Genomic DNA, 17711 nt, shown 5'->3' with positions numbered 1-17711 from the left:
TATAAAATCAGTCAACTACTTCCACTGCGTATTGGATCGACACGATCGTTCCTACCGGAACTTCTTTTCCTTCTTCTACGCTTTGGGAAATGACTTTTACATTCGAGCCAGTCGTTGACCCGCCCTCCAAGCTGACATTCAGCCCGGCATTGATCAGCTTCTGGTTCGCTTCGGAAGGCGTCAGCCCAATCACATTTGGCACTGTTGCCTTTTGGGCCACACTGTCCGTTTCCGTATATACAATGACTGTACCGCCATCCGCAATGCTGCCGCTTCTTGGCATCTGGTCCACTACCTTATCCCCGTCGCCGATCTTCTTTATGTTCAGGGATTTTTTCGCCAATGTGTTTTTGGCGTCTGTCACCGTTTGCCCAATCAGGTTTGGTACAGATTCTTCCATATTTTCAAGGTCCTCGTCAGAATACTGCGGGGAGATACCCATGTAAGACAAGGTATCTTTGATGATAGAACTCATAGCAGGACCACACACTGCACTTCCGTAGTAAGAGCCGACTGTCGGGTTATCTGCAACTACTAATACCGCGATCTTCGGATCGTCCGCAGGCGCGAATCCGACAAAGGATGAAACGTGTTCTTTACTTTGGTTCGCCTTCTGTGAGGTACCGGATTTTCCTCCAATCCGGTATCCTTTGACATATGCCACTTTATTATTTTCCACCATTGCTTCCAGGCAATCGCGCATTTTAGCAGAAGTTTCTTCCGAGATCACCTGGCGTTTTACTGTCGGTGAGGTAGTTTCCAGAACGTTTCCGTCCTGATCCAGCACTTCTTTAAGCAGATATGGCTGCATCAGGTACCCGCCGTTTACTGCTGAGGAAACAGCGGTGATCAGCTGGATCGGGGTGATCGCAGAAGTCTGGCCGAACGAAGCGCTGGCCAATTCTACCGGACCCAGTTTATCTTCTGTATAGTAGATGCTCTTCTGTGCCTCTCCGGGCAGGTCGATTCCCGTACCCTCTGTCAATCCAAATTTTTGGAAGAAATCAAAGAAATTATGCGCCCCCATCTTGGCGCCCATAGTCATAAAGGCTGGGTTGCAGGAATTAACGATAGCGCCCTTAAAATCCAGATGCCCATGCCCAGTACGCTTATTGCAATGGATATTGGTTCCCGCTACATTCAGCACCCCTGTGCAGTTATAAGTGCTGTCCAGCGTCGCAGCGCCTGTTTCCAAAGCAGCAGAAGCAGTGACCACCTTAAAGGTGGAGCCCGGTTCATACAGCCAGCCAATCGCTTTGTTGCTCCACTGTTCGGAACGAAGCTGAGATTTTACCTTGCTGATCTCATCTTCTGATTTATTTTCGCTTTCTGCTTGGGCCAATGTTTCTTTTAACTGGTCAGAAAAAATGGTACTTGGATTATTGGGATCATAATTATTGCTGTTCGCCATTGCAAGGATTGCCCCGGTATCGACATCCATAACGATCGCCAGCGCCCCGCCGCTTGGGTCGTGCAGCTTTACGATCTCATCGACCTGCTTTTCTGCAAAGCGCTGGATATTCTCATCAATCGTTAAAACAACGCTGTTTCCATCCACCGCATCGTATTTCTGCTCAAAGCTGGTGGGTATGGTATTCCCCAACCCATCGGTCGCACTCACTATTTTACCATTTGTACCCTGTAAAATACTGTCGTATTCCAGTTCTATCCCATAAAGCCCCTGATTGTCCGTGCCAGTAAAGCCCAGTACGTTGCTTGCCAATTCATTGTTCGGGTAGTACCGCTTGGTATCCTCGATCAGAGAAATGAAGGTAAAGCCATTTTCCGAGATCATCTTCCGCACTTCATCGGCAACGGTTTTTTCTACCTTCTTTTTGATAACTTCATATTGGTTATCCCGATACGCCTGCTCCAGCACCTTGTCATAATCCAGCTCCAGAATGTCGGAAAGTCCTTTTGCAACCGCCTCTTTCGCCAGCATCACGCAACTGTTCTGCTTGGAAAAGTCTTGGATTTTTTTCACCTGGGCGTCGGTCAAACTGCTTTTGATCAGCACAAATCTCTGGTCTTTGTCCAGCCGTTTCCTGATCTTCGCCTGATCTGATTCCAAAATCCCGGCTAAGCTTGCCGCCAGGGTGTCCTTCTGTCCTTCCGGGATCGAATCAATCTCCACATATACCTTATCATTTTTGACAATAGAAGGCGCCAGCACAACGGTCCAAACGGTTGCGCTCTGCGCTAAAATACTCATGTTTGTGCTGTAAATCGAACCGCGGTTTGCGTTGATAACCTGAGTAGACATCTGCTGTTTTGCCGCAAATTCCTGATAAAAATCCGCCTGCACCACAGAAGCGTCAAACAGTCTTACCCCTACATACAATAACAGCACGGCCAGACAGAGCGCTACAACACGGTTAAGACGGTATTTCATAATATTTGTCATTGGCTGGTTTGCCTGCTTTGGTTTTGCCAAATCAAGACCCCCTATCTATCACTAAATTTCGAAAAGCTCCCGTTTCAAGGATAAAAGGGTTCCACCAGCGTTTTTACAATGGTGATGAACCCTTTCAGTCTGTATATCATATTATGTTAGCCTAAAATGTATTCCTTGATTTGTTCCAGCCAACCTGCTGCCTGATCTAAAAACGACTTTTCAGAATCCGTCACTTCAACTTTATTTGGTTTTTTTACCCGAATACAGTTTACCTGGCTGGAATCCGGCTCTACCAAACCATATTCCTCCGTCGCCGTGTCCTCGATGGATTTCAAGGAGGACAAACTTTCCGATTCCAGATTCAGCTGGGCGGAAATGCTTTGTAGCTCTTCCAGATCGCTCCGCGCCTGAAGCATGGCGTTGTTTTCCTCTGTCAGCTGCACCTTTGCGAACATCAATGCGCCGCAGAGCACCACGATATATCCCAAGCAGAACAGCGATTTACCAATCTTTTTTGGTTTTGCCGCTGTCTGTGTTTTTTCCAGTTGTCTGATCCGGGGCTGTTTATCCTGTTGTTCTTCCGTATCAAAGCTGCGCAGCGCATAAGCAAGGTTATCTTTCTGCGTCATCTTTTATTCCCCCTTAATTTTATTCTTCCTCTAATTTTTCCAGTACTCTCAATTTGGCACTGCGGCTGCGGTGGTTCACCGCAAGCTCTTCCTCTGACGCCGTGATCGGTTTCCGGTTGACCAGCCTTGCCTTGGGCTTTCTGCCGCAGACGCACTGCGGAAAATCCGGCGGGCAGATACAGCCTTTGCACCACTCGGCATATTTTTGCTTTACCATCCTGTCTTCTAGGGAATGGAAAGTGATGATCACCATCCTCCCCCCCGGAACAAGCAACCGGAATGCACGTTCCAACGCTTCCTCCAAGGCGTCTAGTTCCGCGTTCACCGCGATCCTAATCGCCTGAAAGGTTTTCTTTGCCGGGTTTTTATTTCGTCTGGCACTGGCCGGCATGGAAGATTTAATAATCTCAGCCAGTTCCATAGTAGTCTCAATTTCTTTGTCTTGACGGTATTTTTCAATATGTACCGCAATGCTGTGGGCAAATTTTTCTTCTCCATACTCCCGGATGATCCGGGTCAGGTCCTCCACGCTCCAAGTGTTGACAAGGTCCTTCGCACTCGGTCCGCTTTGGCTCATCCGCATGTCCAGTGGCGCATCCTGATGATAGCTGAAGCCGCGTTCTCCGCAGTCCAGCTGGTGGGAGGATACTCCTAAATCCAGCAGTACCCCGTCGATTTTATCAACGCCGCGCTGCGCAAGCGCCTCTTCCATATTGCGGAAGTTCACATGGATCACCTCCGCGCATGGGAAACCTGCCAGCCGTGCCGAAGCGGTTTTTACTGCGTCAGGGTCTTGATCCAATGCAAATAACCTGCCGGTGGTCAGCCGTTTGGCGATTTCAGCGGAATGCCCCGCCCCGCCAGCTGTGCCATCTACATAGATCCCCTCCGGCTTGATAGCAAGTCCGGTCATGCACTCCTCCAGAAGCACTGAAACATGGTGAAAATCCATTTTCCTTTTCCCTGCTTTCCTGTTAAATCCCAAGTTCGTCCACGATCTCCGCAAGGTTTTCCGCATCGATCGTTTCCATGACGCTGCCCCAGTTTTCCTGGCTCCAGATCTCGCAGTTCTGCGAAACGCCTACAATGACGACATCCTTTTTCAGCCCGCAGTACTCCCGCAGGTTCTGAGGCACTAAGATCCGTCCCTGCTTGTCCGGAATCACTTCCACTGTGCTGGAAAAAAGATGCCGGCGGATGTTGCGCGCTTTCGCCATAGGCAGTGCGTCGATCTTTTCCACCAGTTCGTCAAACTTATCTACAGAATAAACATTCAAACAGGTATCCGTCAGGCTTTTGGCTAAGATCAGCTTTTCGCCAAGCTCTTCCCGCAGCTTTGCAGGGAAGTTGAGCCTGCCTTTGGCATCAATGGTGTAATTATATTCACCACTCAGCATCTTCCCCACCCCCTGACGACTTCTAGTAGATTTTAGGTCTGATTAACCACTTTTCTCTACTTTTACCCACTTTTATTCTTATTATAAACACTTGCGTCCTGAAATGCAACCCATTATGAGAAGTTTTCAAAATTTTTTCATTTCTATTTTCTGGAAAAGGGGGATTTCCTGAAAAAATTCCTGTTCACCCTCCTTTTATCAACCGCATAGGATATAGAAACTGACCATCAACGGAGGAGATTCGTTTTGAAACATCAAATTAAGAAACCAACCTGTGTCCTTGCGGGCGGGGATTTGCGCCAGGCGTATCTGGCAAACCTCCTGACCGAGGATATGGATGTCAGCGTTACCGCAATGGGAGAGGATCCCTCGCTATTTTCTCCCCACGTTGCAGTCAACAGCATCCCCGCTTCTCATCCTGATGTATTGGTCCTGCCAATGCCGGTATCAAATGGAAGCATGCTTAATGCGCCGCTCCAAAAGGAGCCTGTGCCGCTGGCTGAAATCTTGCCGCTGGCAGGGCCAAACACCCTTGTCTTCGGCGGAAAGGTCAGCGCAGAATTGGAGCACAGCCTATCCCCTTGCAGGGTATATGATTACTTGGAACGGGAGGAGCTTGCCGTCCTCAATGCGGCAGTGACTGCCGAAGGGACATTACAACTTCTGCTGAGCGAACTGCCAGTCACCATCTTAGGACTGAATGTTTTAATCGTAGGGAGCGGCCGTATTTCCCGTGCGCTGCGCACCCGGCTTTCTGCTTTAGGCGCAAAGGTCACAGTCAGTGCCAGAAAACACGCCGACCTTGCTTGGGTCGAAGCCGAAGGCTGCCGCCCTTTGCCAGTTGCCTCCCTTTCTGAAGAGATCGGGCAGTTTGACGCGGTGATCAATACCGTTCCTGCAAAGTTATTTGACGAACCATTATTAAGGAAGCTTTCCAAACACGCCCTGCTGATCGATTTGGCCTCCAAGCCGGGCGGCGTAGACTTTGAAGAGGCGAACCGCCTTGGGATCAAAACTATTTGGGCATTGTCCCTACCAGGGAAAACCGCCCCTATCACCTCCGGTGAAATCATCTGCCAAACGATCCGAAACATCATGAAGGAGGAACAGCATGAGTAAACCAAAACTTGGCTTCTGCCTGACCGGGTCCTTCTGTACCTTTCAGGCAGTGATCGAACAAATGAAGATTCTCAGCGAAACATATGACATCCTGCCCATCATGTCCTATCACGCCTATCAGCTTGACACCCGCTTTGGAAAAGCGGCTGAACATATCAAGACCATCGAAGCGATCTGCGGTAAAAAAATCATCCACGACCTGCCCTCCGCCGAGCCGATCGGCCCCCAAAAGATGACCGACCTGATGCTGGTGGCGCCCTGCTCTGGGAACACCCTTGCAAAGCTTGCGCTGGGGATCACCGATAGCCCGGCTTTGATGGCGGTAAAATCCCATTTAAGAAACAATAAGCCAGTAGTGATCGCCGTATCCACAAACGATGCCCTCAGCGGAAGCGGAAAGAATATCGGTGCCCTGTTAAACCTGCGAAATTATTATTTTGTTCCGTTCTGTCAGGATAACTGTACGGCAAAGCCGACTTCGATGGTCGCCGATTTTACGAAAATCCCGGAAGCTCTGGCCGCTGCCCAGGAACACAGACAGCTCCAGCCCATCGTCTTTTAAAAAGAAAAACGCGCAAAAAAAGGACACAGAATTTCTTCTGTGTCCCATTTTATGACGCAATAAAAAAGGGTTATTCTTCGGGGGCAGTTTCTTCCAATTCTTCTTGATGAAGCGCTACTTCCCGTTCATAAGCTTCCAGGATCGCGGTCTCCATGTACTCGCGTGCCTGCGCAGAAATCGGGTGCACCACATCGCGGAACGTCCCGTTTTCCTCCCGCCGGCTTGGCATTGCCACGAACAAGCGGGTCGGCCCTTCGATGACCTTGATATCATGGATCGCTAACAAGTCATCGACTGTGATTGAAACAACTGCTCTTAGTCTGCCGTCATGTAATAGTTTTCTGATTCTAATATCTGTAATATTCATTTTCCGTCGCTCCCTTTTGTTCAGTATGTGACTATCATAAACGATAAACTTTAAAAGATTACGATAGAAATGTTTACATTTTTTGAACATTTCAAAACTTTTTACAGTTTTCGACGAAATTTCTTAATTTAATTAAATTTTTGCTTCAGAAACGAAAGTTGTGAATTTCGCTTTTTTTGTGATATAATAATAAGGACTGAAAAACAGAAATGGGAAGGGTTTGGTTGTTTTGAATTTGAACGACAGTGTTTTAAAAGATAAAAAACATATTCATTTTATCGGGATCGGGGGTTCCGGCATGTACCCCCTGGCGCAGATCTTGCATGCACAAGGATATTACCTGACAGGTTCGGACAACAACCCCACCGACACCTTAGACCGCATCCAGGAAATGGGCATCCCCGTCATGCTTGGACAGCGGGCAGAAAACATCAAGGGCGCAGACCTGATCGTACATACGGCTGCGATCATGGCAGACAACGAAGAACTGATTGCCGCAAAGGCGAGCGGCGTACCTGTTTTGGAACGAAGCGACCTTTTAGGGATCCTGACCGGGCATTTTCAGAACACCATCTGTGTCAGCGGAACACACGGTAAAACCACCACCTCCAGCATGCTCACCCAGATCATGATGGATGCCAAAGCCGACCCGACTGTAGTCATTGGAGGAAAGCTCCACACGATCGGCGGCAGCGGCCGGATCGGGAAAAGTGAAAATATGATCTGCGAAGCCTGTGAATTTATGGATCATTTTCTAAAGCTGAAACCGGATATTTCCCTGATCTTAAATATCGACGAAGACCATATGGAATATTTTAAAACACTGGAAAACCTGATCGCATCGTTCCGGACATTCGCTGGGAACGCGCAAAAATTCGCGGTCGTCAACGGAGACGACCCCAACACCCGCTGCGCGGTGCGCGGACTTGAAAAACCAGTTGTGACCTTTGGGCTTTCCGATGCGAATGACTACTATCCTCAGAATATCACCATTCTGGACGGGGTCCATTCCCGTTTTGAGCTGATGCACAAGGGAAGCAGGCTGACCGAAATCGACGTTTTTGTACCGGGACAGCACAATGTCCTCAATGCGGTGGCCGCTTGTGCCTGTGCAGTCGAGTCCGGGATAAAGCCAGAGCTTCTGAATCTTGGAATGTCTAACTTCAAGGGGGCCTGCCGCCGGTTTGAAGTGCTGGATCAAATAAACGGCATCACCGTCGTAGACGATTACGGCCACCATCCGGCAGAGATCAAAGTAACGCTGGAGGCAGCCAAATCCATGAACTTCAAGCGGGTGATCGCAGTGCACCAGCCCTTTACCTATTCCCGTACCGCACGTCTTTTAGATGATTTTGCAAAGGTGCTGTCGATCGCCGACCTCACTATATTGAGTGAGATCATGGGTTCACGGGAAAAGAACACGATCGGTATTTATACAAAGGATCTGGCTGAAAAAATCCCCGGCTGTGTCTGGTTCCCAGAGTTTGAAGAGATCTCAGACTATGTCGTATCTATTGCGAGGCCGGGTGACATCATCATCACCTTAGGCTGCGGCGATGTCAACAAATGCGCGCATCTAATCACAGAAAAGCTCAAACGCAAGAATAGATAAAAGCAGTTACTACTAGGATAAGCCCTTACCTTATAAAAAGTGAGGTTCTTATGCATGCTTTCAAACAGGGGCCATCAACGGATAGTACCTCCGGGCAACAAAAAACAGCAGCCAGCGTATACGCTGGCTGCTGTTTTTATCATCTGTGTCATAAAAAGCTTGCAGGCTTTCTCTCCCGCTTCTCCATTTCGCGTTCTGTTCCCCGTCAACATCCAATGTTGCCTAAGCACTACATATCTATCAGGACCCTTTCGTTTCCAGAAACACGTTCTAACACTTCCTGCCACATTTCTTCCCCTAGCTCAAGCTGAAAAAGCTCCTGCTGTGTCTGGCTCATCCGCTGGGGATATAGGATAACTTTTTCGCCAATTTGGGCAATCAAGGTGCTTTTTTCTTCCTGCGCTGGTGAACCCTCCTGAATTTCAGAGACCGTAATGACCCCGGAAGAAAAATCCTGTTCAAGGACACCGCCGATACCGCTTAACTGTCCTGACAGATCTCTTTCCATAGTTTCCATTTCTTCCGGGGAATAGTATTAAACATCGATATCATCCATGCCGTAAGTATAACTCTGGTAAAGGTTGTATAGCAAGGGCATTATCGTCTGCTGCCCACAGATATTCCTTATCGATGATTTCTTTTATTTCAGACAACTTTTTCACATCTTTGACTGCCAAAGGCAGATGCCGAAATCCCATCACGCCTCCAAATATAAGTCCTGAAACCAAAAGCGCTGCGATAACACCAGTAAGCTCCCCTTAAAAAATCCTTTTTTCGATGCAAATCTCTCAATTCCATTTTTACTTTTACACAAGCATACTATTCAATTTATTTTTAATATCACAACATGTTAGATTTATAGCTATTTTGTATTTATCAGACACACTCTCCAGTGTTGATAGCAATTGCATATTAAACTTCGCAGGCTATATATCCCGGGAGGAGCACGCCATAAAGCAGCCTGTTTAAGATCATTGATTATAACTTTGCCCATCAGCGTGAAATAGAAATATTGGAATTTTCTTGCCCAAATTTTTGACCGTTGGATCCCAGGTGCAAACTAGACTAAAAAATATGTTTTGGCTGTCTTAGGCGATGATGATTCTGGTCGATTGCTTAACGATATAATTTAAAGCGGATACAGGGACAATTTACCCTAGTATCCGCTTTCGGTTAGGCTCTTTTGTTTTTTATTGCAAAGATGAAATGATGCCAAATGCGATCGCTCCTGCCGAAAGAAACGTCATCAGCCCATAGGCCCATCTGTTCCAGTTCAGCACCCGTCTACCGCCAAAGGATTCAAACGGGTAACAGGGAATCATGCGGTAAAACAAAAATAACGCGCTGATCTGCCCTAACGCTAATATATGCCCGCTGTCCGACCCGATCAGACCGGTCAACAGCATGATAATCAACAGTACCAGCCACTCAAGGAACGCCACAACGCCCAAATCCCGGCGGAACGCCTTCGTATTTTCATAATGCCGCGGATACCAGTTGCCGATCATGGGATAGGCTCCAAACAGATTGATCACCGCACAAATCGCTGCCCCGCCGTTATTGTGCCGGAACGTCCAGCCGCGTTTTGAAAATCGGGTGCCAAGGAATCCGGTCACGATCCCGACCACTAACAAAAGCAAAAAGGCCGCAGCAAACTCAAAAAAATAGTGTGACCGGAAAACGCCGGCCGCTCCGATCAATATCAGGTTTGAAAGCAGATATGCGAAAACCTGTTTTCCCGTTCCTTCTTTTCCAGAAGGGCAGGAACCGTCCTTTAACGCCACGTAGTATTCCATCCCGATCCCAATACAAAAGGGGGTGGCAAAGTAATGCTTCAGCATGCCGCCAAAGCCAAACTGCCGCACCAGTTCCGGCAGGCTGACCCGGCTGAATCCGTTTTTCAAAAACAAGCTCCAAGAGCTTACGTTGTCGTCCTTTACGATTGCCGTCAGGGCGTCACAGCCCTGTTTCCACAAAAAGCTGACGGCCTTTCGGTACAGGACCGTTCCAATCCCCAGCCCATGAAATTCAGGGTCTACAAAGGCATAATCCACATAACCGGTCTTGTTTCCCTGATGATCTAGGAATTTATATAGGACCGCCCCTACGATCCTTCCATCCAAAACTGCCACTAATGCCTGCTTTGGTTTAGGTACCCATAGGCTTTCAAATCCCGTAAAGGCCCTTTTCCCGATCTCTTTTACCGTTTTTTCCTCGCCGGCTGCCATTTCCCGCACCGTGATCTTATCCATTTTTTACCCCTTTCGATCAATCTGTTTTCCGCAAACGGTGAGCCACTGTTTTGTCGAACCGGAATATAAAATCACCGGCTCATCGTGCCGCCTGTCAAACATACCGCGGATAGCCTGCCATGTCTGTCATGATGAATCAGTATATCATAAAACCAGCTGTTTTACAATTTTTGATGGAAGATTTTTCTATCTTTTTACATAAGGTAAAGCCGTATAAAATAAACCGCGGTATTTTTCTTCAGCCAATTTTCAAAAGGGCAAAAAGCAGGTTTGCTTTTTGCCCTTTTTCTTATTTTTTATTTTTCCTGATCCAGCAGATCACAAACAGCACCAAGATCGTCACAACAGCCAGCCCTGCCAGCAGCAGCCAAAGGTCCACCACGACCTGCCAAACCGACTCCCACCGAGCTATTTCGAGCATTCCTTGTTCCCCCTTGCCTGTTCTACGATTCCTTCCTGCTTACAATCCCATAATATGATTTGGAAGTAATCAGATATACCACCACATAAAACAACGCGAACAACAAATACGACCCTACCGTGATCCCGATCAAAAGCCATGTGTTCGTCAGGCTGAACAATGCCAGAAGCTTATGGATCAGCGGGAACGCAAAGCCCACATGCACGCCCGCCGCGATCAGCGGCAGAAAAAAGACGGTAAGCACTTGGGAATTGACGCTTTTCTTGATCTCCTTTTTCGTCATTCCCACCTTTTGCAGGATCTCAAACCGTTTCTGATCCTCATAGCCTTCGGTAATCTGCTTATAATACATAATCAGCACCGCGCCCAGAATAAAGACGATCCCTAACAGCACGCCCAGAAAAAACAATCCTCCGTACAGGGCATAAAATCCGGTGCGTTCCTCTGCCACACCTTCCACCGTAACCTTCGGAAAGGCTTCGTCCTCCCCTAACTGCTGGATCGACTCCCGCAGCGTCCCGGTAAGCAAAAGCTGCGTTTCATCATCACAGCTTAAATCAAAACCATAGTAGTCATGTTTATAGGAGCGGTTATCTCCATAAATTTCTGCCTGCGCATCAAAGATCTGCTCCATTGCCTCAAGGTCAGGGACAAATAAATACAGCGTGGATATAATTTGCATTGCGTCTGTGCCGTTGTCCACGAAATCCGGGATGACCTTTTTCACATTCCAAGTCCCGCCGCCCTGAAGAGTAATGGTATCATACAGATATTCCGAGCCCTTTGTATTATAGATCATTACCTCATTTTCAGCCAGTGTTTCCTCTTTGCCCATCAGGCGGTTATAATCCTCCAGCGGCACAACGAACAACTGACGGATGTTCTCTGTATCTGCCAGTTCCCAACCGGACAGGCTATTCTGGTCAAAGATCACTTGGTCCTCTTGAAAATAGCCGCCCACATCCAAATACCGGTAATGCAGCAAATCCTTTTCGCTTACATGATATTGTTGCAGCGTATCAGAAATCGCCTGATGCACCGTTTCCACGCTTTGATCTTCCACAGAAAAGGTGTCTATCACAATATTTCTGGGATAACGGTTTCGCATACTGTCCTCAGTTCCCAAATACAGGCACACGGTAGAGGAGAGCATCACCAGCACCATGGTTGACAAAATACAGATGGACGCCAGCCCTGCGCCGTTTCTCTTCATCCGGTAAACCATAGATGAAACCGAAACAAAGTGGTTGGTCTTATAGTAATAGCGCTTATTTTTCTGCAAAATCCGGCACAGGGCCACCGAGCCTGCAATAAACAGCAGGTATGTGGCGATAATGACCATGATGACCGCCACAAAGAACCAGATCAGCGCGGACATCGGGTCTTTGATAGAAACCGCCAGATAATAGGCCCCCGCTAAAATGATCAGCCCCAAAAGCGCAAACACCCAGTTAACGCGCGGCGGTTTTTCTCCCACCGTTTCACTGCGCAGCAGTTCTACTGGATTTGCCAGCCGGATCTGCCGCAGAGCGTTCAAAAAGATCAGTAGAAAGATCAGACAGAATACGCTAACAGTCTGCACGATCACAGAAAAGTCGATCGAAAAGGAAAAGTTTACTTCCCCCTGCAAAATGTGAATCATCACCAGTTCAGCGATTTTGGAAAACATAATTCCGCAGAACAGCCCCGCCGCCAAAGCAATCACCGCAATGATCAGGCATTCAAAGAACAAGATCCTGGCCAGATTCCATTTTCCCATCCCTAAAATATTGTAAAGCCCAAACTCTTTTTTCCGCCGGCGCATTAAAAAGGAATTGGTGTAAAACAGGAAAACTAAAGAAAAGAACCCGATCACCCCGCAGCCCATCTGCAGGATCATCTGCATTTCGTTGCCGCCCCGCAGGTCGCGCACACTGTCATTCACAGACAGGAACGAAACAATATAGTACATCATCACCATCCCGATACAGGTGAGGATATACGGAATATAGGTTTTCCGGTTTTTGGAGATCCCGGTCATTGCCAGTTTTGGATAGAATCCGTGTTTCATTGTCTGTCACCGCCCGTCGCAAGAATGGTCAGCGTGTCAGAAATTTTCTGGTAAAGCTGTTCGTTGGTGCTGTTTCCGCGGTAGATCTGGTGGAACACCTCGCCGTCCTTGATAAACAGGACGCGCTGCGCGTGGCTGGCCGCCTTGACAGAATGGGTCACCATTAAAATCGTCTGCCCATCCTGATTGATTTCAGAAAACAGCCGCAGCAGCTCGTCCGTAGACTTGGAATCCAGCGCCCCGGTCGGTTCGTCGGCTAAGATCAGCCTTGGATCGGTGATCAGCGCCCTGGCAACCGCCGCACGCTGTTTCTGCCCGCCCGAAACCTCGTATGGATACTTGGAAAGTAGGTCAGAGATCCCAAGCTGGGAGGCAATGGGCAAAAGACGCTGACGCATTTCCTTGAATGCCTTTCCCTCCAGAACCAGCGGCAGGAAGATGTTATCCTGCAAGGAAAAGGTATCCAGCAAATTAAAATCCTGGAATACAAACCCCAGATTATCGCGGCGGAATGTTGCAACATCGGATTCCTTGATTTTGGAAAGATCCCGTCCGTCCAACAAAACCGTGCCGCCGGTCGGCTTATCCAGAGCCGCTAAAATGTTGAGCAGCGTTGTTTTCCCAGAACCGGATTCCCCCATGATCGCGACGTATTCCCCTTTTTCCACGCTGAAATTTACGTTTCTCAGCGCCTGGACCTGATTGCCGCCAAAACGGGTGGTATATATTTTTTTTAGATTACTGACTTCTAATAGTGGCATCGTGTATCCCTCCATGTTTTTCTTTCAAGCTTATTGTAACAAAAAAGAGAAATGCCCTGCCATAGATTCGGCTTACATTTCCCTTTGTTCATCTTACATTTTTGAAAGAAAGGTCATTCTACCTGCAACTGGGCGCTGTTTAGGTTGATGTGGATCACCGTTCCTTCTCCAACACTGGAAGTCGCCCAGATCCTGTGTCCCAGATTTTCACAGATGCGGCGGCACAGATAAAGCCCGATCCCGCTGGCTTTTTTATCGCTCCGGCCATTATATCCCGTATAGCCCTGTTCAAAAACGCGCGGCAAGTCTTCTGGCGCGATCCCGATCCCAGTATCCCGGATGCAAAGCGTTTTAGGGCTTTCCACCTCAATGGTGACGGAGCCTGTTTTGGTGTATTTCAACGCGTTGGAAAGCACCTGCTCAATCACAAACAGCAGCCATTTCTCATCAGTCAGTACCTTGCAGTGAAGGGGCTGGTACGCCAGTTTTAATTTTCTGCGGATAAACTGGGAGGCAAAGCGCTTCACCGCCTGCCTTACGATTCCATCCAACTCATATTCCGCCAACACATAATCGGTGGAGCTGGAATCCAGTCTCAGCACCATCAAAACCATTTCCACATACTGCTCAATACGCATCAAATCGTCCCCGATCTCACGGCTGAACGGGGTGTCCTCATTTTGCAGGTTCAACCGCATGGAGGCAATAGGGGTTTTGATCTGGTGCGCCCAAATCGTGTAATACTCCACCAGCCCGGTGTAGCGATGGTTCATCTTGTCGTTCAGATCCTTTTTTGCTTCAAACAATAGCCGCACCATCTCCTGATAATCTGTTTCTAAAAGCCCGGCGGGAACAGGAAGATGTTCACAGTTTACTAAAATTTCCTGCATCAGGTGCTTTAACGCCCGGTGTTTTTCCACAAAGTTTTTAAAATCAAACAGCATGATTCCAATGCCCAGACAGGCGCAAAGCCCAGCCGAATAGAGCACTGCAGAAAGGGGCAACTGATATAATGCAAAGGTAACGCCAAAAATAAGGACAAATAAAAGGAAAACCGCAATCACTTTTTTATGTTGTTTAAGATATTGCCAAAAGTATTCCATACCATTCCCTTCCTATTCCACCAGATAGCCCATCCCTACCTTGGTGGCGATAAAATCGCACAGCCCGGCCGCGGCCAGCTTTTTCCGCAGCCGGTTAACGTTGACGCTCAAGGTGTTTTCATCCACAAAGCTGTCGTCCTCCCACAGCTTTTCCATCAGTTTTTCCCGGCTTACAACCTTCCCCTTCTGCTCCATTAAGGCCTGCAAGATCCGGTACTCGTTTTTTGTCAGCTCCACGCGTTCCCCCTGATAAGTCAGGCTTGCGTCCGAGGTGTTGAGCATCGCGCCGCGGTGTTCCAGCACCGTCACCTGCCCGCCGTAATCATAGGTCCTACGCAGCACCGCCTGGATCTTTGCCATCAGCACGCTTTGGTCAAACGGCTTAGCCAAAAAGTCGTCCCCGCCCATATTGACAGCCATGATGATATTCATATTATCAGAAGCCGATGAAATAAAAATCACCGGCACCTTGGAAACCTTCCGTATCTCGCTGCACCAATGGTACCCGTTAAAAAACGGCAGGGAGATGTCCATTAAAATCAGGTGCGGCGCATATTCAGAAAACTCTGCAAGGACATTTCGGAAATCCTCCACACGCCTCGCTTCCAGATCCCACGACTCGATCTGTTTTTTGATAGCCATGGCAATCCCCAGATCATCCTCTACAATCAGGATTCTGTACATCGTCTTTCCTCCCTGTTCTTTGGATTTATTCTGCCAATCCCTGAACCTCCGCCAGTTCAAACGGGATCACCTTTTTCAAATCTGCCAGGCTCATTTCCACCTGGTACCCAATCTTCCCCGCGCTGAAAATAATGGTATCAAACTGCCCGGCAGACCGGTCGATCACCGTCCGAAAACGCTTTTTCATCCCAATCGGGGAACAGCCCCCGTGGATATATCCGGTCAGGGGAAGCAGTTCTTTGGACGGAATCATTTCAATGCTCTTTTCCCCCACGCTTTTCGCCGCCAGCTTCAGATCCAGTTCCCCGCATACCGGCACTACGAAAACATAATACCGTTTAGAATGTCCCCGGGTCACCAAAGTTTTAAACACCTGACGTTCATTTTGTCCCAATACGCCCGCCACTTCCTGCCCGCTTACTGCGTCTGTACCAGCATAACAATGGCTTTGATAGGGGATTTTTTTCTGTTCCAGCAAGCGCATAACATTTGTTTTTTCCTCCAAAAAGACCGCCTCTTTTCCTGTACGCTTTTCTTAGGTTAGTATACCACAAAGCCTGTCCCTTGACAATTTAGGGAATCACAAAAAGTTTTAAAAATAGGGATTGTTTTTTGACTGATTCCGCGCTATACTGATAATAACGGCAGAAGTTATAAAACGCTAACCTGCCAAAAAAGGAGTGGAAAATGATGCTGAACGAAAAAGTAGCACAACTATTAAACACACAGGTCAATAAAGAATTTTATTCCGCTTACCTGTATCTTGACTTTGCCAATTTTTATGTAGAACAGGGGCTTAACGGCTTTGCCAACTGGTATCAGGTCCAGGCGCAGGAGGAACGCGACCACGCTATGCTGTTTATCCAGTACATGCAGAACAATGACGCAAAGGTCACCTTGGAAGCGATCGACAAACCTGACATCGCGTTACATGAAAATATAGATGCTTTAAAAGCCGGTTTTACCCATGAGCAGTATGTCACCGGCCTGATCCACGCCATTTATGAAGCGGCCTATGAAGCAAAAGACTTCCGTACTATGCAGTTTTTAGATTGGTTCGTGAAAGAACAGGGCGAAGAGGAAACCAATGCCAGCGATCTCATTAAAAAAATGGAGCTGTTTGGTTCCGACCCAAAAAGCCTATATATGTTAGATCAGGAAATGGCGGCCCGTACCTATACAGCACCGTCCCTGGTTTTATAAGAGTCAAAAACAGGAAGCCTTTTAGGCTTCCTGTTTTTATTTATTCCCGCGCTGCCCGCAATCGGAATAATCCGCCTCGGCTGCCAAACACTAATACCGAGGTGAAGGACATTGAATTATCCTAATTTACATTCCCTGCTTACAGGCAGCAGCAGTTCCAGAAAATTTTTTACGAGTCTTCCGGTCCAAACACAGATACAACTCCATCATATGGACAGATCCATTCACTCAGCGGCTGAGCTTCATCGTGCGGTTCCGCTGATCGAGGTCATGCGCCGGCAAACAGAAAACCGTGGTGCCGGGCCGTTTTCCATCTTGTAAACATTGACAAGCCGCTGACTGTTGTCAGCGGCTTGCCGTCTTTTCGTCAGCTTGAATCTTTGACTGGAAAACGATATAATAGGGAAAGCAAACAGGAGGAACTTCCAATGAAGACGATCGCAGTCATAGATGATGATATTTATATTGGGAATATGCTGGAAGAGGTGCTTATCAATGAAGGCTACCGGGTTCTCCGCGCCTATTCCGGCACAGAAGCCGTGCTTCTTCTTTCCACACAGACGCCAGACCTTGTTTTATTAGACCTTATGCTTCCCGGTATGGATGGCGAACAGGTGCTTTCCCATATCCAGGGGATCCCTGTTATCATCCTCAGCGCCAAGGCAGAGGTCGACGACAAGGTGCGCCTGCTTTTGGTCGGTGCAGCCGATTACGTAACGAAGCCTTTTCAGGTCAAAGAGCTGTTAGCGCGAATCACAGTACAGCTGCGGCTCCATCCTAAAGCCAGTTCAGAGAACTCCTCTATTTCTTTCGGACAGATCGTTTTATCCCCTGACACGCACAACGTTACTGTTCAGGGAAGATCTGTCCGGCTGACGCGCACGGAATTTGCTATCCTAAAAAAGCTGATGCAAAATCCCCGGCAGGTGATCACCAAAACCCAGCTTTTAGACGAGATCAGTGAGGATACGCCCGATTGTATGGAAAGCTCGCTGAAGGTCCACATCAGCAACCTGCGCAGAAAACTGCGGGAAGCGGACGGTAAGGATCATATCGAATCGGTTTGGGGAATTGGCTTTAAAATGCGTGAGGAACCGATCTTTCCTATTTCTTAACCATTTCCTTAACCGCTTTCTTAACCATTTCGCGGTATGAT

General features: G+C 48.0%; 18 protein-coding genes. 5 read left to right on the top strand and 13 right to left on the bottom strand.

From position 1 onward, the window contains the following. Positions 1-7: 7 nt before the first annotated feature. The 4 genes from CIB36_RS03155 to mraZ form a co-directional block, all read right to left on the bottom strand. Positions 8-2434, bottom strand: coding sequence for a penicillin-binding transpeptidase domain-containing protein (locus CIB36_RS03155; protein ID WP_154824701.1), 2427 nt, complete (start codon positions 2432-2434; stop codon positions 8-10). Positions 2435-2550: 116 nt separating this feature from the next. After that, positions 2551-3024, bottom strand: coding sequence for a hypothetical protein (locus tag CIB36_RS03150; RefSeq protein ID WP_093988152.1), 474 nt, complete (start codon positions 3022-3024; stop codon positions 2551-2553). 19 nt (positions 3025-3043) lie between these two features. After that, positions 3044-3976: a 16S rRNA (cytosine(1402)-N(4))-methyltransferase RsmH gene (gene rsmH, locus CIB36_RS03145; protein ID WP_093988151.1), complete on the bottom strand. Its 933-nt coding sequence runs from the start codon at positions 3974-3976 to the stop codon at positions 3044-3046. A 22-nt stretch (positions 3977-3998) separates the two neighbouring features. Beyond that, on the bottom strand, positions 3999-4421 hold the full coding sequence (gene mraZ, locus CIB36_RS03140; protein ID WP_093988150.1) for a division/cell wall cluster transcriptional repressor MraZ: 423 nt from the start codon (positions 4419-4421) through the stop codon (positions 3999-4001). 246 nt (positions 4422-4667) lie between these two features. On the opposite strand from mraZ, the gene CIB36_RS03135 reads away from it, so the two are divergent. Together CIB36_RS03135 and CIB36_RS03130 are read left to right on the top strand one after the other, a co-directional pair. Continuing rightward, the gene (locus CIB36_RS03135) at positions 4668-5540 is read left to right on the top strand and encodes a dipicolinate synthase subunit DpsA (protein WP_093988149.1); all 873 of its coding nucleotides are present in this window, start codon (positions 4668-4670) and stop codon (positions 5538-5540) included. Beyond that, positions 5533-6102 carry a dipicolinate synthase subunit B gene (locus CIB36_RS03130; RefSeq protein WP_093988148.1) on the top strand — a complete coding sequence of 190 codons (570 nt, stop codon included), beginning with the start codon at positions 5533-5535 and terminating at the stop codon, positions 6100-6102. The genes CIB36_RS03135 and CIB36_RS03130 overlap by 8 nt, the downstream gene beginning before the upstream one ends. Positions 6103-6172: 70 nt before the next feature. On the opposite strand, the gene spoVG is transcribed toward CIB36_RS03130, so the two are convergent. Continuing rightward, entirely contained in the window at positions 6173-6469 is a 297-nt protein-coding gene (gene spoVG / locus CIB36_RS03125; RefSeq protein ID WP_093988147.1) for a septation regulator SpoVG, read from the bottom strand. Between the two features lie 235 nt (positions 6470-6704). Here spoVG and murC point away from each other — a divergent pair, with 235 nt between their 5' ends. Further along, complete coding sequence (murC, locus tag CIB36_RS03120) at positions 6705-8081, top strand: UDP-N-acetylmuramate--L-alanine ligase (protein WP_093988963.1); 1377 nt, start codon at positions 6705-6707, stop codon at positions 8079-8081. 229 nt (positions 8082-8310) lie between these two features. Here the strand turns inward: murC and CIB36_RS03115 are convergent, their stop codons facing one another. From CIB36_RS03115 to ybaK, 8 genes are all read right to left on the bottom strand, one after another. Continuing rightward, the gene (locus CIB36_RS03115) at positions 8311-8589 is read right to left on the bottom strand and encodes a hypothetical protein (protein ID WP_093988146.1); all 279 of its coding nucleotides are present in this window, start codon (positions 8587-8589) and stop codon (positions 8311-8313) included. 682 nt (positions 8590-9271) lie between these two features. Beyond that, positions 9272-10333: a GNAT family N-acetyltransferase gene (locus CIB36_RS03110; RefSeq protein WP_093988145.1), complete on the bottom strand. Its 1062-nt coding sequence runs from the start codon at positions 10331-10333 to the stop codon at positions 9272-9274. A gap of 289 nt (positions 10334-10622) precedes the next feature. Then, positions 10623-10754 carry a hypothetical protein gene (locus CIB36_RS13600; protein ID WP_267872646.1) on the bottom strand — a complete coding sequence of 44 codons (132 nt, stop codon included), beginning with the start codon at positions 10752-10754 and terminating at the stop codon, positions 10623-10625. 22 nt (positions 10755-10776) lie between these two features. Next, entirely contained in the window at positions 10777-12804 is a 2028-nt protein-coding gene (locus CIB36_RS03105) for an ABC transporter permease (protein WP_093988144.1), read from the bottom strand. Continuing rightward, positions 12801-13565: an ABC transporter ATP-binding protein gene (locus CIB36_RS03100; protein ID WP_093988143.1), complete on the bottom strand. Its 765-nt coding sequence runs from the start codon at positions 13563-13565 to the stop codon at positions 12801-12803. The genes CIB36_RS03105 and CIB36_RS03100 overlap by 4 nt, the downstream gene beginning before the upstream one ends. A 113-nt stretch (positions 13566-13678) precedes the next feature. Further along, the gene (locus CIB36_RS03095) at positions 13679-14668 is read right to left on the bottom strand and encodes a sensor histidine kinase (RefSeq protein WP_093988142.1); all 990 of its coding nucleotides are present in this window, start codon (positions 14666-14668) and stop codon (positions 13679-13681) included. A 12-nt stretch (positions 14669-14680) separates the two neighbouring features. Continuing rightward, complete coding sequence (locus CIB36_RS03090) at positions 14681-15352, bottom strand: response regulator transcription factor (protein WP_093988141.1); 672 nt, start codon at positions 15350-15352, stop codon at positions 14681-14683. Positions 15353-15377: 25 nt separating this feature from the next. Next, positions 15378-15857 carry a Cys-tRNA(Pro) deacylase gene (gene ybaK / locus CIB36_RS03085; protein WP_178085685.1) on the bottom strand — a complete coding sequence of 160 codons (480 nt, stop codon included), beginning with the start codon at positions 15855-15857 and terminating at the stop codon, positions 15378-15380. Between the two features lie 185 nt (positions 15858-16042). Here ybaK and CIB36_RS03080 point away from each other — a divergent pair, with 185 nt between their 5' ends. Next, positions 16043-16555 (top strand): ferritin, encoded by a 513-nt coding sequence (locus tag CIB36_RS03080; protein ID WP_093988961.1) that lies wholly within the window; start codon positions 16043-16045, stop codon positions 16553-16555. A gap of 428 nt (positions 16556-16983) precedes the next feature. Further along, the gene (locus tag CIB36_RS03075; protein ID WP_093988140.1) at positions 16984-17670 is read left to right on the top strand and encodes a response regulator transcription factor; all 687 of its coding nucleotides are present in this window, start codon (positions 16984-16986) and stop codon (positions 17668-17670) included. The last annotated feature ends 41 nt before the right edge of the window (positions 17671-17711 follow it).

The organism is Massiliimalia timonensis (assembly GCF_900186585.1).
In the GTDB taxonomy this organism is placed as follows: domain Bacteria; phylum Bacillota; class Clostridia; order Oscillospirales; family Ruminococcaceae; genus Massiliimalia; species Massiliimalia timonensis.
This window is presented reverse-complemented; position numbering and strand designations above follow the sequence as displayed.

Bases quoted from the DNA above. Each gene is read 5' to 3' on its own strand.
- CIB36_RS03150 (WP_093988152.1), bottom strand. From the start codon at position 3,024: ATGACGCAGAAAGATAACCTTGCTTATGCGCTGCGCAGCTTTGATACG.
- rsmH (WP_093988151.1), bottom strand. From the start codon at position 3,976: ATGGATTTTCACCATGTTTCAGTGCTTCTGGAGGAGTGCATGACCGGA.
- mraZ (WP_093988150.1), bottom strand. From the start codon at position 4,421: ATGCTGAGTGGTGAATATAATTACACCATTGATGCCAAAGGCAGGCTC.
- CIB36_RS03130 (WP_093988148.1), top strand. From the start codon at position 5,533: ATGAGTAAACCAAAACTTGGCTTCTGCCTGACCGGGTCCTTCTGTACC.
- spoVG (WP_093988147.1), bottom strand. From the start codon at position 6,469: ATGAATATTACAGATATTAGAATCAGAAAACTATTACATGACGGCAGA.
- CIB36_RS03115 (WP_093988146.1), bottom strand. From the start codon at position 8,589: ATGGAAAGAGATCTGTCAGGACAGTTAAGCGGTATCGGCGGTGTCCTT.
- CIB36_RS03110 (WP_093988145.1), bottom strand. From the start codon at position 10,333: ATGGATAAGATCACGGTGCGGGAAATGGCAGCCGGCGAGGAAAAAACG.
- CIB36_RS13600 (WP_267872646.1), bottom strand. From the start codon at position 10,754: ATGCTCGAAATAGCTCGGTGGGAGTCGGTTTGGCAGGTCGTGGTGGAC.
- CIB36_RS03105 (WP_093988144.1), bottom strand. From the start codon at position 12,804: ATGAAACACGGATTCTATCCAAAACTGGCAATGACCGGGATCTCCAAA.
- CIB36_RS03100 (WP_093988143.1), bottom strand. From the start codon at position 13,565: ATGCCACTATTAGAAGTCAGTAATCTAAAAAAAATATATACCACCCGT.
- CIB36_RS03095 (WP_093988142.1), bottom strand. From the start codon at position 14,668: ATGGAATACTTTTGGCAATATCTTAAACAACATAAAAAAGTGATTGCG.
- CIB36_RS03090 (WP_093988141.1), bottom strand. From the start codon at position 15,352: ATGTACAGAATCCTGATTGTAGAGGATGATCTGGGGATTGCCATGGCT.
- CIB36_RS03080 (WP_093988961.1), top strand. From the start codon at position 16,043: ATGCTGAACGAAAAAGTAGCACAACTATTAAACACACAGGTCAATAAA.
- CIB36_RS03075 (WP_093988140.1), top strand. From the start codon at position 16,984: ATGAAGACGATCGCAGTCATAGATGATGATATTTATATTGGGAATATG.